Source organism: Pseudomonas sp. EB271-G4-1 (assembly GCF_058791355.1).
Map to the genome: position 1 here is coordinate 1 of NZ_JBYTEO010000009.1, position 14,018 is coordinate 14,018.

14 protein-coding genes are annotated in these 14,018 nt (G+C 61.1%); 8 read left to right on the forward strand and 6 right to left on the reverse strand.

Features of this window, described 5'->3' with window-relative positions; translation table 11 throughout:
* Nucleotides 1-247 precede the first annotated feature (247 nt).
* Nucleotides 248-1,000 carry an anti-sigma factor family protein gene (locus tag AC3WWR_RS06570; RefSeq protein WP_033045741.1) on the reverse strand — a complete coding sequence of 251 codons (753 nt, stop codon included), beginning with the start codon at nucleotides 998-1,000 and terminating at the stop codon, nucleotides 248-250.
* Nucleotides 997-1,503: a sigma-70 family RNA polymerase sigma factor gene (locus AC3WWR_RS06575; RefSeq protein ID WP_033045742.1), complete on the reverse strand. Its 507-nt coding sequence runs from the start codon at nucleotides 1,501-1,503 to the stop codon at nucleotides 997-999. Before AC3WWR_RS06575 ends, AC3WWR_RS06570 begins: the two co-directional genes overlap by 4 nt.
* A 158-nt stretch (nucleotides 1,504-1,661) precedes the next feature.
* On the opposite strand from AC3WWR_RS06575, the gene AC3WWR_RS06580 reads away from it, so the two are divergent.
* Both AC3WWR_RS06580 and AC3WWR_RS06585 read left to right on the forward strand, forming a co-directional pair.
* On the forward strand, nucleotides 1,662-2,738 hold the full coding sequence (locus AC3WWR_RS06580) for a catalase family peroxidase (protein WP_033045740.1): 1,077 nt from the start codon (nucleotides 1,662-1,664) through the stop codon (nucleotides 2,736-2,738).
* A complete protein-coding gene (locus AC3WWR_RS06585; protein WP_033045738.1) occupies nucleotides 2,735-3,280 on the forward strand; it encodes a cytochrome b in 546 nt (181 codons plus the stop codon). Before AC3WWR_RS06580 ends, AC3WWR_RS06585 begins: the two co-directional genes overlap by 4 nt.
* A gap of 143 nt (nucleotides 3,281-3,423) precedes the next feature.
* Here AC3WWR_RS06585 and AC3WWR_RS06590 read toward each other — a convergent pair whose 3' ends face one another.
* Nucleotides 3,424-4,572: a M14 family metallopeptidase gene (locus AC3WWR_RS06590; RefSeq protein WP_033044646.1), complete on the reverse strand. Its 1,149-nt coding sequence runs from the start codon at nucleotides 4,570-4,572 to the stop codon at nucleotides 3,424-3,426.
* Nucleotides 4,573-4,866: 294 nt separating this feature from the next.
* Between AC3WWR_RS06590 and AC3WWR_RS06595 the strand changes: the two genes are divergently transcribed.
* From AC3WWR_RS06595 to AC3WWR_RS06615, 5 genes are all read left to right on the forward strand, one after another.
* On the forward strand, nucleotides 4,867-5,535 hold the full coding sequence (locus tag AC3WWR_RS06595; protein ID WP_033044645.1) for a GntR family transcriptional regulator: 669 nt from the start codon (nucleotides 4,867-4,869) through the stop codon (nucleotides 5,533-5,535).
* Between the two features lie 131 nt (nucleotides 5,536-5,666).
* A complete protein-coding gene (locus AC3WWR_RS06600) occupies nucleotides 5,667-6,473 on the forward strand; it encodes an ABC transporter substrate-binding protein (RefSeq protein ID WP_008057220.1) in 807 nt (268 codons plus the stop codon).
* An 11-nt stretch (nucleotides 6,474-6,484) separates the two neighbouring features.
* Nucleotides 6,485-7,252, forward strand: a complete 768-nt coding sequence (locus AC3WWR_RS06605) for an amino acid ABC transporter permease (RefSeq protein WP_020800364.1) — start codon at nucleotides 6,485-6,487, stop codon at nucleotides 7,250-7,252.
* 1 nt (nucleotide 7,253) lies between these two features.
* The gene (locus tag AC3WWR_RS06610; RefSeq protein ID WP_033044587.1) at nucleotides 7,254-8,033 is read left to right on the forward strand and encodes an amino acid ABC transporter ATP-binding protein; all 780 of its coding nucleotides are present in this window, start codon (nucleotides 7,254-7,256) and stop codon (nucleotides 8,031-8,033) included.
* A gap of 31 nt (nucleotides 8,034-8,064) precedes the next feature.
* Complete coding sequence (locus AC3WWR_RS06615) at nucleotides 8,065-9,675, forward strand: gamma-glutamyltransferase family protein (RefSeq protein WP_033044586.1); 1,611 nt, start codon at nucleotides 8,065-8,067, stop codon at nucleotides 9,673-9,675.
* A gap of 408 nt (nucleotides 9,676-10,083) precedes the next feature.
* Here AC3WWR_RS06615 and AC3WWR_RS06620 read toward each other — a convergent pair whose 3' ends face one another.
* Entirely contained in the window at nucleotides 10,084-10,425 is a 342-nt protein-coding gene (locus AC3WWR_RS06620; RefSeq protein ID WP_033039785.1) for a DUF6124 family protein, read from the reverse strand.
* Between the two features lie 129 nt (nucleotides 10,426-10,554).
* On the opposite strand from AC3WWR_RS06620, the gene AC3WWR_RS06625 reads away from it, so the two are divergent.
* Complete coding sequence (locus tag AC3WWR_RS06625) at nucleotides 10,555-11,193, forward strand: LexA family protein (RefSeq protein WP_033039783.1); 639 nt, start codon at nucleotides 10,555-10,557, stop codon at nucleotides 11,191-11,193.
* 39 nt (nucleotides 11,194-11,232) lie between these two features.
* On the opposite strand, the gene AC3WWR_RS06630 is transcribed toward AC3WWR_RS06625, so the two are convergent.
* The gene (locus AC3WWR_RS06630) at nucleotides 11,233-13,188 is read right to left on the reverse strand and encodes an acetyl/propionyl/methylcrotonyl-CoA carboxylase subunit alpha (RefSeq protein ID WP_033039781.1); all 1,956 of its coding nucleotides are present in this window, start codon (nucleotides 13,186-13,188) and stop codon (nucleotides 11,233-11,235) included.
* Nucleotides 13,188-14,003: a gamma-carboxygeranoyl-CoA hydratase gene (locus tag AC3WWR_RS06635; protein WP_008057202.1), complete on the reverse strand. Its 816-nt coding sequence runs from the start codon at nucleotides 14,001-14,003 to the stop codon at nucleotides 13,188-13,190. The genes AC3WWR_RS06630 and AC3WWR_RS06635 overlap by 1 nt, the downstream gene beginning before the upstream one ends.
* Between the last annotated feature and the right edge of the window lie 15 nt (nucleotides 14,004-14,018).

Consider the following 14,018-nt stretch of genomic DNA (forward strand, 5'->3'; position numbering starts at 1 on the left):
AGCGCGGCTAAACCGGCGTCCTGCCGGTTTCCCCACTGCGCAATGCCTGCGTTCGGCCAGCGTGGTTAACGGGGCGCTCGCGATCAACAGCAAAGCGAGGCGGCCTTAAAGCCGACCTGACTTTTGCAGGTGCACCTGATCCCCTGTAGGAGCGAGCATGCTCGCGAAGGCGGCAGCACATTCAGCATTGATGTCGACTGACCCCACACTTTCGCGAGCAGGCTCGCTCCTACAAGGGATAGTGTTGTCAGAACTGCGTGGTCTGCCTGAGCATACGCGCCGCCGGCGTATCCGCCGGGCTGACCATCGCATAGTTGTAGCCACCACCCGACCAGTACTCGGCCTGCAAGCCGCCATCACTGCGGCTACCCCGGGGCAGCAGAAAGTTCTTCGGTCCCGGCGGGCGCACATAAAAACTGATTTTCTGCCCGTTCTGATCCTCGTAGACCACCATCGCCGCCGGGCCTTGCTCAGTGCTGAGCAAACGCCCGCTGGCCGGTTTGAAGCCTGCACCGGATAAATCAGGCAGGCGATTGGCCTGGGTGAAATAACGGTCGAGCCAGCCCTGCATGTCTGCGTCGTCGCCAGCCTTGTAGTCGGCTGGCAGGATGCCTTGCTGGGCAATCAGGCGATAGGCCTGCAGGGCATCGGTCATCGGGGCTGACGCGCCGGCCAGGGTCATTTCCCGGGCTTGCCAGCCGCTGAAGCCGCCGATGCTGACAGCAATCAGCAACATCGCGGCGCTGGCCAGGTGACGACGGGACTGGCGCTGGAGGCGTTGGCGAATGACTGCCGGTTCCAGATCGGGGTTGGGGGGCTGCTGCAAGGCGCCGCCGAGGGCTGCGCGCAGGTGCTGGGCGTCCTGCTGCCAGCCGCGAACCTGCGCGGCCGCCTGTGGGTTACTGGCCAGGAAGGTCTCCACCAGACGCCGGTCTTCCTCGTCCAACTGATGGTCGACGTAAGCGTGCAGGTCGCGCTCGCTGGGGGGCATGCTGATCATTTGAGTCTCCGCAGGGCAGGGCGGTTGATTTCGCCATCGCTGAGTTGGCGCAGGGCTTGGCGAGCCCGAGACAGGCGGGACATCACGGTCCCGGTGGGTACGTCGAGAATCTCGGCGACCTCTTTGTAACTCAGCCCCTCAACCGACACCCACAGCAGCAGCGCGCGCTGTTCGGTTGGCAGTTGATCGAAGGCGTTGAGGGTCGATTGAGCGATCACGGTCCGCTCCACCGAAGGCTGCGCATCATCGCGTCCGGTAAAGAATTCAAGCATTCGCGCGTAGCGTCGGGAGCGACGGTGAGCATCGAGAAACTGTCGATAAAGAATCGAGAACAACCAGGCGCGCAAGTCGCCCTCGACGCGCTTGGCGCCCCAGCTTGATAGCGCACGCTCAAGACACGACTGCACCAGATCATCGGCGCTGCTGGAATTGCGCGTCAGCGATACGGCGAAGCGGCGCAACCTGGGAATGATTTCTCGCAGTTGTTCGTCGATATCGTTCATGAATTTCTGGTTTCTCACTACGCTTTGAACCAGGAAGACGCTTGGCATGGGAGGTTATTCCACACCCGGCAAAATAAATACCGGTCGATGGAATAAACCGCCGCGAGGTTCGTCTGCCTGATTCTTTTCACTTGTGGCCGATGGCCCTGGAGTCTTTCATGGTAGATCGATCATCACCGCCACCCTTGAGTGCCGCGAGCCTGATGTTGCGTCTGGCCGGCATTGCCGTGGTCGTGGCTGCAGTGGCTGGGGCATTTGCCTACGTCAATGGCACCTTTGACCCACAGCGCCTGACCCCGAAAAAGCTGGTCAATGTGCTGGAAACCAACAACGGCGTGCACCCGGGATTTCGTCGTAACCACGCCAAAGGCGTGTGCGTGATCGGCCATTTCGAGAGCAGTGGCGAGGCGCGCAGCTATTCCACCGCGCAGGTGTTCAATCAGGCGCGGACCCCGGTGGTCGGTCGTTTCGCCTTGCCGGCGGGTAATCCCTACGCGCCAGATAGCGCCGTGCCGATACGCAGCCTGGCGTTACGTTTCACCCAGGCCAACGGCCAGCAATGGCGCACCGGAATGAACAGCATGCCGGTGTTCCCGGTGGGCACGCCCGAGGCGTTCTATCAATTGCAACAGGCCCAGTCGCCGGTTCCCGCGACGGGCAAACCGGACCCGGCGGCGGTGCCGGCGTTCTTCGGCTCGCACCCGGAAGCCGCACCGTTCCTGGCCTGGATCAAGACCGCGAAACCCTCGGCCAGTTACGTGACGGAAACCTACAACAGCGTTAACGCGTTCTATCTGGTCAATGCCGCCGGGCAACGTCAAGCCGTGCGCTGGAGCATGGTGCCAGCGGTTCAGGACGCGCCGGGTGCCACCGCCCCGCAAGGCAGCGATTTCCTCGAGAAAGACCTGGTTCAGCGCATCGCCGCCGGTCCACTGCGCTTTCAGTTGAACATCACTTTGGCCAACCCCGGTGACCCGGTTAACGATGCGAGCAAGGCCTGGCCCGAGGGGCGCAAGGTGTTGAACGCAGGCACCCTGGTTCTTGAAAGCACCCAGCCGCAACTCAGCGGTGAGTGCCGCGACATCAACTATGACCCGCTGGTGCTCCCTGCCGGCATCGAAGGTTCCGACGACCCGCTGCTCGCCGCTCGTTCAGCCGGTTATGCCAATTCCTACCTGCGTCGCACCAGCGAAGTCAGCCAGTTGCCCGCCGCCAAACAGGAGGCCCAGCAATGAGCAACCAACCCAACCACTTCGCTCCCCTGGCGCGCCTGCTGCACTGGCTGATGGCGCTGATGATCATCGCCATGCTGTTCATTGGTGCGGGCATGGTTGCCTCGGTGTCCGAGCGTCATGAATGGCTGATTAACCTGCACAAGCCCCTGGGCGTGGCGATTCTGTTGCTGGTGATCGTGCGACTGGTCGTACGCTTCTCCACCCAGCAGCCACCGCTGCCCGCCGACCTGCCGGCTTGGCAAGCGCTGGCGGCCAAGGCGTCCCATGTGCTGCTGTACGCCCTGATGCTGGTTTTGCCGTTATTAGGCTGGGCAATGATTTCTGCGTCGGGTGAACCGGTGATGCTCAGCAACTCATTGCAGTTGCCATCGATCGTGCCGGCGAATGCGCAAGTGTTCGCGTTCCTGCGCAAGGCACACGGCTATCTGGCGTACCTGCTGTTCCTGACGGTGCTGCTGCATCTGGCCGCGGCGTTGTTTCACGGTTGGGTGCGCCGCGATGAGGTGCTGGACAGCATGTTGCGAGGCAAAGACCGCGGGTGATCGCCGGCAGCATTGACACTTAAAACCTGTAGGAGCGAGCCTGCTCGCGAAAAACCGGAGGACGCCGTGGGGCTTCAGGCTTCCCGCGTCATCGTTGACCTCCATCGCGAGCAGGCTCGCTCCTACAGGTATCGCGCGATAGATCAGCGCAAAACGCCAACCATATCCGCCACCGTCGTCAACACATCCTTGCCCAACTGCTTCGACCGTTTCCCCGACCAGCCGGTCAACGGGTTCGGATGGTCGTCGTGGTCCTTGAACGGCATTTCCAGGGTCAGCGACAGGCAATCGTATTTCTGCCCGACACTGTTGCACGCCAGGGTCATGTTGGCTTTGCCCGGTTCGTCACGGGTGTAGCCGTGCTTGGTCTGGAAGTCCTTGGTAGTGTGCTTGAGGTGGTTGCGGAAGTGTTCCTCGAGTTTTTCGATCCGCGGCGTGTAGCCTGGATTGCCCTCGCAGCCAGCGGTGAACACGTGGGGAATTTCCTCGTCGCCATGGATGTCGAGGAACAGGTCGACGCCGTATTTTTCCATCTGCTGCTGGACGAAAAAGACTTCCGGGCTGAGTTCCTCGCTGGCGCTTTGCCAGGCGCGATTCAGGTCCTGGCCCATGGCGTTGGTGCGCAGGTGGCCGTGGAAGGCTCCGTCCGGGTTCATGTTCGGCACCAGGTACAGGTCGGCACTGGCCAGCAGCTTGTTCAGCACCGGGTCGTCGTGTTTCTCCAGGCGCTCGATCACACCTTCCATGAACCACTCGGCCATGTGTTCGCCGGGATGTTGCTGGGCAATGATCCACACCTTGCGCTGGCCTTCGGCGCCAGTGCCTTTGCGCAGCAACTGGATGTCGCGACCTTCGACACTCTTGCCGGTGGCCAGCAATTCGGTGCCGGCCTTGGTCAGTGCTTGCTCGATCAACCAGTCGTGGCGGCCACGGCTGTAGGGTTCGAAGTAGGCGAACCAGGCGTGGGTCTGTTCAGCTTCGAGGCTGAAACGCAGGCAGTCGCCCTCGAAAATGGTCGGCACACGGAACCAGTTGACGTGGTCGTAGGACGCCACCGCTTGATAGCCGGTCCAGGCCTTGTTGTAGGAGGACTGGCTGGCATTGTTCAGGCGAAACCAATGGTCCTGGCCGACATGCAGGCCGCTGGCCTTGAAGTGGAACCATTGGAAATGGTTGCTTTTGCTATCGGGACGGATGGCCAGCAGGGGTTTGAGTGGGTCGCTGACATCGATGACCTGGATGTTGCCGCTGTCGAAGTTGGCACTGATGTCGAGAGTTTTAGCCACGGTCAGGGTTCCTGATTGAGATTTTTATGGCGGTACTTTACACGCAAGCGTAGCGGGCTGGCAGGGCAGATAAAACGTTTCACTGGCGGTGTTACCACCCGCCCCCTGTTGGGGCTTTTTGGTTACACCCTGATTCATTTCAACTCGTTATCCCCCAACGTCGATGGGCGCTAACAGCCTTGCCGATTTCAGTTATATCAATCGAATCATGCACCTGAGCAGCGTATGGCGAAGCTGGCACGCAACGTGCTTTTTTGGCTTTATGGATAATTGGATACAAAAATACAAAAGGTGCATTTGATGAAATTCGCCCCTGCCTATACAGAGCGCCAACCTGTCACCGCTGAGGAAGAGGCTTACAACTTTCTCCTGGAGGCCATTTGCAAAGGTCGCTACCGCACTGGCGAGCGCCTGATTGCCGAGGACATCGCCGGTGAAATCGGCATGAGCCGCATGCCGGTGCGCGAAGCCTTTCGGCGCCTGGATGCCGATGGCCTGGTGACGTTGCGGCCCAATCGCGGCGCGATCGTGCGCGGCCTGAACATCGAGGAAATGCGTGAGGTGTTCGAGATGCGCAGCGCCCTGGAAGGTCTCGCCATTCGTGTTGCCGTGACGAAACTCACCGAGCGCCATTTCAGCCATCTGGAGCGCCTGCTCGATGAGATGGACGACTACCGTGAGGACGGCGCCGAGTGGGTCAGCCGCCATCGCGCCTTCCATGAATACCTGTGCAGCCTGAGTGACCGTCCGCGCCTGATGCGGCAGATTTCGGCGCTGTATTCGGTGATCGAGCCGCACATGCGCCTGTGGCTGCAACACGCCGACAAACCCCGCAGCGCCCGCGACGAGCACGCCTCGATTATTGCCGCACTGCGTTCCGGCGACCCGGACAAGGCGGCCGCGGTAGTGTGCGAACACATCGAAGGCACCATTCCGAGGCTGATTCAGTTCCTCGAAGCCCATCAATAGAAGAACCCCACATTCCACTGTAGGAGCTGCCGCAGGCTGCGATCTTTTGATCTTTAGAAACAACATCAAAAGATCGCAGCCTGCGGCAGCTCCTACAGGGGACTTACGTTGCAGCCACTTGGAGTTTTGCCATGCACAAGCCTTGCGCGTTAGTTGCCGTGTTCACCTTGAGTCTATGTTCGCAATGGGCGCTCGCCGCCCCCGAGTTACCCGAGCGATTGAGCAAGAGCGAGAAAATCGTCTATTGCTCCGGCATGGATTCACCGCCGTTGGTGTCCTTTGACGTGAAACAGAAACCGGTTGGGCTGCAGGTCGACATGGGGGAGGCGATTGCCCAGCGCCTCGGTGACAAGAAAGTCGAGTGGCGCATCTCGCCTTTCGCCGGGCTGATCCCGGCGCTGCTGGCGCAGCAGTGCGACATGATCGTCGATCAGTTGTTCGACAAGCCCGAACGCCGCGAGGTGATCGACATCGTCAATTTCATGTATTCCAGCCAATCCATCGTGGTGCCCAAGGGCAACCCGAAAGCGGTGAACACCCTGGAGGACCTGTCCGGGCTCAAGGTCGCGGTCAGCAACGGTTCGACCATCCGGGTGCTGTTGGGCAAGGAAAACGAAAAGCTCGAAGCGGCCGGCAAGGCGCCGATGAAACTGGTGGTGTACAACGTCGACGCCGACGCCTTCCAGGCCTTGCGCATCAATCAGGTGGACGCGTTCGGCACCACGGTCGAATCCGCCGGCCATTATCAGCAACTCGCGCCTGACCTGTTCCAGTCGGCGGTGCCGGCGTTCAACCGCATCCTTACCGGCTTCGGCGTGCGCAAAAGCGATCCGCAGCTGACTGTGGCCTTGACCGAGGTGCTGCAAGGCATGCGCGCCGACGGCAGTTACGCCGCGCTCCTCAGTAAATGGCATGTCGACAGCGACAAACTGGACTGAGGGCAAAGCGGATGAATTTCAATTGGGATGTGTTCTGGCAGTACCTGTTGCAGCCCAGCGATGTCTACCTGACGGGGCTGTGGCTGACCTGCCTGATCAGCGTGTCGGCGATGTTGCTAGGTTGCGTCCTGGGGTTGATCGCGGCGTTGATGAAGCTGTCGAGCAACCCGCTGTTGCAGTACCCGGTGCGTTTTTATGTCTGGCTGATGCGCGGCACGCCGCTGCTGGTGCAGATCGTGTTCCTGTACACGGCACTGGCGGCGGGGGGCATTTTCCGCTTTGAGGACCTGGATCTCGGCTGGTTCATCGTGCCGGGCAACATCCAGGCGGCGATCATTGCCCTGGGCCTGAATGAAGGCGCTTATATGGCGGAAATCATCCGCGCCGGTATCGGTGCGGTGGACAAGGGCCAATACGAGGCCGGGCGCTCCCTGGGCATGACCTTTGCCAAATTGATGCGGCGCATCGTCCTGCCCCAGGCGTTCCGGGTGATCGTGCCGCCGCTGGGTAACGAGTTCAACGTGATGTTGAAAAACACCACGCTGGTCAGCGTCATCGGGGTGCAGGAGTTGCTGCTTAGCACGCAAATGGTGACCTCGGCGACTTTCCGTGTGTTCGAGCTGTATCTGGTCGTGGCCATCTACTTCCTGGCCTTGACCACGCTGTGGGGCTTCTTTCAGCGCTGGCTGGAAAAACGCTTCGGTCAATCCGATCGCCCGGCACCGGCTGCCAGCCGGATGTTTGGCCGCAACACCATGAAACTGCTGAGGGGGCGTTGAGATGGCGCACATGAGTGAAGAACTGGTGATCGAAGCGCTGGATGTCCACAAGTCTTTCGGTGACCTGCAAATTCTCAAGGGCATTTCACTGCAAGTGAAACGCGGTGAAGTGGTGGTGCTGATCGGCGCTTCCGGTTCCGGCAAAACCACCTTTATCCGCTGCATCAACCTGCTCGAAGACATTCAGTCCGGGCAGATCCGTGTCGGTGGTCGGCCAATGGGCTACCGCACCCGCGCCGATGGCAGCCTGGCCCGCGACTCGGAACGCAACATTGCGCGTCAGCGCCGGGACATCGGCATGGTGTTCCAGCGCTTCAATTTGTTCCCGCACATGACCGCCCTGGAAAATATCATCGAAGCGCCCATCCAGGTGCTGGGCGTGCCTCGTGCTGCGGCGGTTGAACAAGCGAGGGCGCTGCTCAAGCGCGTGGGGTTGGCGGAGAAAGCCGATCACTATCCTTCGATGTTGTCAGGTGGTCAGCAGCAGCGAGTGGCAATTGCCCGGGCGCTGGCGATGAAACCCCAGGCAATGCTATTCGACGAGCCTACCAGCGCCCTGGATCCGGAGACGGTTGGCGAAGTACTGCAAGTGATGAAGGAGCTGGCCGAGGAGGGCATGACCATGGTCGTGGTCACCCACGAGATGGGTTTTGCCCGCGAGGTGGCCGACCGCGTGGTGGTGCTCGATCAAGGTGAACTGATCGAGCAGGGGCCGCCCGAACAGATCTTCAGCCAGCCGAAGCATGCCCGTACCCGAGCGTTTCTCAGTCGCGTGCTTTGAGTTTGTCCAACCCATTTGTGTGAGTCCTGCCATGTTCAAGTTTTCTGCCCATGAGTATCCCTACGCGTCACAACGTCAAAGTGTCTTCGCCAAGCGCGGCATGGTCGCCGCCTCCCAGCCACTGGCCGCCGAAGCCGGAATTGAAATGATGCGGCGCGGAGGCAATGCCATCGATGCGGCGATTGCCACGGCTGCGGCCCTGACGGTGGTCGAACCTACCGGTTGCGGGATTGGCGGCGACGCCTTTGCATTGGTCTGGACCCAGGACAAATTGCACGGTCTGAATGCCAACGGTGCAGCCCCGCAAGCCTTGAGCATAGAGGCGGTGAGGGCGGCCGGTCATGAAAAAATGCCGCTGCATGGCTGGACGCCTGTGACGGTGCCGGGCTGTCCGTCCGCCTGGGCTGAGCTGTCCACGCGGTTTGGTCGCCTGCCCTTTGCCGATCTGTTGGAGCCAGCGATCAGCCTGGCGCGGGATGGATTTCCGGTGTCGCCGGTGGTTGCCTTGCAGTGGCAAACCGCACTGGAAGATTTCACCCCTGATCGTAGCGACGTGCTCGACAGCTGGTTCGAAACCTTTCTGATTGACGGCCGCGCACCGCGCGCAGGCGAACTGTTTCGCAACCCGGCCCAGGCACGCACTTTGAGCGAGCTGGCGGCCAGCGGTTGCGAAAGCTTCTATCGCGGCGCATTGGCGCAACGCCTGGACGCTCATTCGCGCGCCACCGGCGGCTACCTGCGTGCCAGTGATCTGCAAGACTACCGCGCCCAGTGGGTCGAGCCGATCAAGGTTAACTACCGCGGTGTCGACGTCTGGGAGATTCCGCCGAGCGGCCAGGGACTGGTGGCCTTGATGACGCTGAAGATTCTCGAAGGATTCGCATTCGACCACCGTGACAGCCAACAGACCTGGCACCGTCAACTTGAAGCCATGAAGCTCGCCTACAGCGATGGGCTGCACTACATCACAGACCCGCAGCACATGCGGGTTGCCGTGGACGATTTGCTCAGCGACGCCTATGCCACCCACCGGCGGGCACAGATCGGCGAACGCGCGGCGGCACCGAAGCCGGGCGATCCCCATGCCAGTGGCACCGTCTACCTGGCCACCGCCGATGCCGACGGCAACATGGTGTCATTCATCCAGAGCAATTATCACGGATTCGGTTCCGGCGTGGTGCTGCCCGACAGCGGTATCGCCCTGCAAAACCGTGGCGAAGAATTCAGCCTTGATCCCAGCCATGCGAATTGCCTGGCACCTGGGAAAAAGACCTTCCATACCATCATTCCCGGGTTTCTCAGCAAGGACGGTGAAGCGCTGGGACCTTTCGGCGTGATGGGCGGCTACATGCAGCCCCAGGGGCATGTGCAGATGGTCATGAACCTGGTGGATTTCGGGCTCAATCCACAAGCGGCCCTGGACGCACCGCGCTGGCAATGGTTGGGCGAACTGAAGGTTGGCATCGAGCAGGACGCCTCGCGAGACATGGCGGCGGCACTGGCACGGCGCGGGCACGAAGTCGAGGTGGTGTGCGATCGCACGAGTTACGGGCGGGGCCAGATCATCCTGCGCGATCCTGACACCGGTGTACTGTGTGGCGGGACCGAGCCGCGAGCGGACTCGCATATAGCCGTGTATTGATAGGCTGAGGGGGCGTCTTCCTTGACGCCGTCGCAGCTTAGAGAGTATGCGATTGATTCTCAAGTGCTATTTGCCATTAGTTTGCCCCCTCGACAGAAGGCTTCTCTTGCCAACTAATGTTGTTTTGATATGATCCGCGCCATCGAATTTGCGACACATCAAGACTTCATTAGCCTGAAGCCATAAGCCAGAAAACTGGCAAAAAAAAGACCCGGCAAAAAGCCGGGTCAAAAACCGTGATTAGCCTGATGAGGAGATAGTCCAGGCGACCGACCTAAGGTCCCTGGTCCATCGACTGATCTCGCGATCAGCTGATGTAATAATAATCATTCTCGTTTGCAAGTCAACCGATTTTGGCTGCGCGTCGGGAAAATTCTTTCCTGTCCTTCTGTCCCGGTACTCCTCCAACTAGCCTTTCTGGCCGCCCTCCAGGGAGCGGTTCACCATTGCCTTTGCCATGTCGATCATATGCACGGTCGAGAGCGCCAGGTCCCGATGTGCCCCGTGCAAATGACTGGCTGACTCGTAGGCAGTGGCGGCCGCACAACGTAGCAGCCCTGAAGCATGCACCAGGGCTTCTTCGATGCTGATATTTCGGTTTACGTCAAAGAGGCGCTCCGGCGCTGCTTCCTCTGCAATAGCTGGTTTCAAGTAATAATCCAATGCTCGCTGTGCGGCGGCGGAGCCCTGGGGTGAGTTGAGGGACGTGTCGATGTGCATGTCGGGCAAGTCGTTGCTGGGTGGATTCATGGTCAAGGCGAACTCCGTGATAAATTCAGATCCGTTTACCCATCCTAATACGTTACGTATTTATGACAATTCTATTAATACTACATTTTGTGTTTTGTCGACCGAGGTCCCCCACGTATCGTGCCGCACATGGATAAATGGATAGCATTGGTCAAGGCCAAGATGAGTGAACTCAAGATCACTCAGGAAATACTCGCCGACCGCCTCGGGATGTCCCAGGGTGGCATCGGGCATTGGCTGACAAAACGCCGTCAGCCTGGCATCGACGACATGAATCGCGTGCTGCAGGCCCTGGGCCTGGATTTTCTCGAAGTGGCGCTGGTGATTCGCGAACATGGGCAGGAACAGGACGATGAGGTCTGCCTGACGCAAAAGTACAACCCGTACTTTCGCTACCCGGTCAGTGACTGGCGGGACACCGTGCAGGTGCGCGATGGCGAGCGGGCGCCGTACCGTTTCGAACTGTCTGACTACCACGCTCGAGGCGCGGCGTTCTGGCTGACGGTGGTTGGCGATGCCATGACCGCTCCCAGCGGTCCCAGCGTTGCCGAGGGCATGTTGATCCTGGTGGACCCGGATGTGGACGCGGTGCCGGGCAAGCTGGTGATCGCGCAATGGCCGGACAGCAGCGAGGCGATTTTTCGCAAGTTGAGTGAGGAGGGCGGGCAGCGTTACCTGGTCCCGCTCAATCCGACCTACCCGAAAAGCCTGTTCACCGACGAGTGCCGAATTATCGGCGTGGTGGTCCAGGCAACCGTGAAATTCTAGCCAGGCCGGCCCGCGTCATGCGCGGGGCCGGCCTGCCTGTCAGGCTTCTTCCAGTTCGACCAGGGCACTGCCTTCGCTGACCATCTCGCCTTCCTGGCAATACAGCGCCTTGATCACACCGGCGTGGGGTGCGCGGATGCTGTGCTCCATCTTCATGGCCTCCAGCACCACCAGTTGCGCCCCGGCCTCGACCGTTTGCCCGGCCTCCACCAGCACGCGCACGATGCTGCCATTCATGGGGGCGGTGAGCCCGCCGTGATGGGCGTGACTGGCTTCTACGGCGGTGATCGGGTCGTAGGTCTCGATGCGGCGCAGTTCGCCTTCCCATTGCAGGTAGACACAGTCGCCACGGCGGATCGCCCGGTGCTGGCGACGCACGCCTTCGTGCTCGGTCAGCAACTGCTCGCCCTTGAGTCGGGCGCTTTGGGATTGGGGGTTGCCCAGCGTCAACGCGCGGTCCTGGCCCTCGCAACTCAGGTGCAGGGTGATTTGCGCGGGCAAACCGGCGCGCATACCGTTGCCGATAGCCCACGGCGAGCTTGGGTCATCGCTGCGCGATGGGCTGTGCAGGCTCTGGACGAATGCCTGGGCGGCGGCTTGCCAGAACGCGTCGCTGAGTGCCGCAGGTTGTGGCAAAAGCTGTTCCTGGTAACGGGGAATGAACCCGGTATCGAGTTCGGCCTGGGCAAACGCCGGATGACCGATGATTCGCCGCAGGAAGTTGATGTTGGTCTTGAGCCCGCCAATCGCGAATTCGTCGAGCATGGCCAGCAGTCGCAAGCGCGCCTGCTCACGGTCCTCACCCCAGGCAATCAGCTTGCCGAGCATCGGGTCGTAGAACGGCGAAATCTCATCGCCTTCTTCAACGCCGCTGTCCACCCGGCGACCCGCACCCGGCGCGGATTCGCGATACAGTTCCAGGCGACCGGTAGCGGGCAGGAAGTCATTGCCCGGATCTTCGGCGTATAAGCGCACTTCAATCGCGTGACCGTTCAGCGGCACCTGGTCCTGGGTCATCGGCAAGGCTTCGCCGCGGGCCACACGAATCTGCCAGGCCACCAGGTCGAGGCCGGTAATGGCTTCGGTTACCGGGTGTTCGACCTGCAGGCGGGTGTTCATCTCCATGAAGAAAAATTCGCCGCGGGCATCCAGCAGGAATTCTACGGTGCCAGCACCGACGTAACCGATGGCCTGTGCCGAACGCACGGCCGCTTCGCCCATGGCGCGGCGCAGTTCAGGGCTCAGGCCGGGCGCCGGCGCTTCTTCGACGACTTTCTGGTGCCGACGCTGAATCGAGCAGTCGCGTTCGTTGAGGTACAGGCAGTTGCCGTGTTGATCGGCGAACACCTGGATCTCCACGTGGCGGGGTTTGAGCAGGTACTTCTCCACCAGCATCCGCGAATCGCCGAACGACGATTGAGCTTCACGTTGCGCCGAGGCCAGGGCTTCGGCCAATTGGCTGACGTCCTCGACCACTTTCATGCCCTTGCCGCCGCCACCGGCCGTGGCCTTGAGCAGCACCGGGTAGCCGATGCGTTCGCAGGCGTCGCGGAAGGTCTCGAGGTCCTGGGCTTCACCGTGATAGCCCGGTACCAACGGCACGCCAGCGGTTTCCATCAAGGCCTTGGCCGCGGATTTACTGCCCATGGCGTCGATGGCCGAGGCGGGCGGGCCGAGGAAGATCAGGCCAGCGGCTTCGATGGCGCGGGCGAACCCGGCATTCTCGGAGAGGAAACCGTAGCCGGGATGGATCGCCTGGGCACCGCTGGCCTTGGCGGCGGCAATCAACTTGTCGATTTGCAGGTAACTGTCGGCGGCCTTGCTGCCGCCGAGGTCGACACGGATATCGGCTTCACGGCTGTGTCGGGCATCGCGGTCGGTGGCGCTGTGTACAGCCACGGTGGTCAGGCCCAGGGCTTTGGCGGTGCGCATTACCCGACAGGCGATTTCGCCGCGGTTGGCCACCAACAGGGTAGTGAGGACAGGTGCGCTCATCAACGCGGCTCCTTGGTGGTGGTTGCGGCTTGCCAGCTCGGCGGACGTTTTTGCAGGAAGGCGCGCAGGCCTTCCTGGCCTTCCGGGCTGACGCGGATGCGGGCAATGGCGTTCTCGGTGTAGCGACGCAGGGACGGGGTCAGCGTGCCGTCGCCGACTTCACGCAGCAGGTCCTTGCTGGCGCGCATGGCCGCCGGGCTGTTGAGCAGCAGGTTGTCGATCCACTGTTCGATTTTCTGTTCCAGCTCGGCCGTCGGGTAACTCTCCGACAACAGGCCGAGCTCCCGTGCCCGTTGCCCGCCGAAGCGCTCAGCGGTCAAGGCATAGCGTCGGGTGGCGCGCTCGCCCATGGCTTGTACCACGAACGGGCTGATCACGGCCGGTGCCAGGCCGATACGCACTTCCGACAGACAGAACTGCGCGTCATCGGCGCCGATGGCCATGTCACAGCAACTGATCAGGCCCAGGGCGCCGCCGAACGCCGCGCCTTGCACCACGGCCAGGGTCGGGATTTTCAGCTTGGCGAGGTTGTACATCAACTCTGCCAGTTCTCGGGCGTCGTCGAGGTTGGTGGCGTAATCGAGTTCAGCCGATTGCTGCATCCAGGCCAGGTCGGCGCCGGCGCTGAAGTGTTTGCCGCGACCACGCACCAGCAGGAAACGCAGGTTGGCATCGCTGGCCACCTTGTCCAGGGCGAGGATCAGTTCGCGGATCATCTGGGCGTTGAAGGCGTTGTTCTTTTCTTCACGGCTGAGCCACAGCGTGGCAAAGCCACGCGGGTCGGTCAGCAGTTCGAGGGTGTTGAAGTCGCTCATATTCATCCTTCTCCA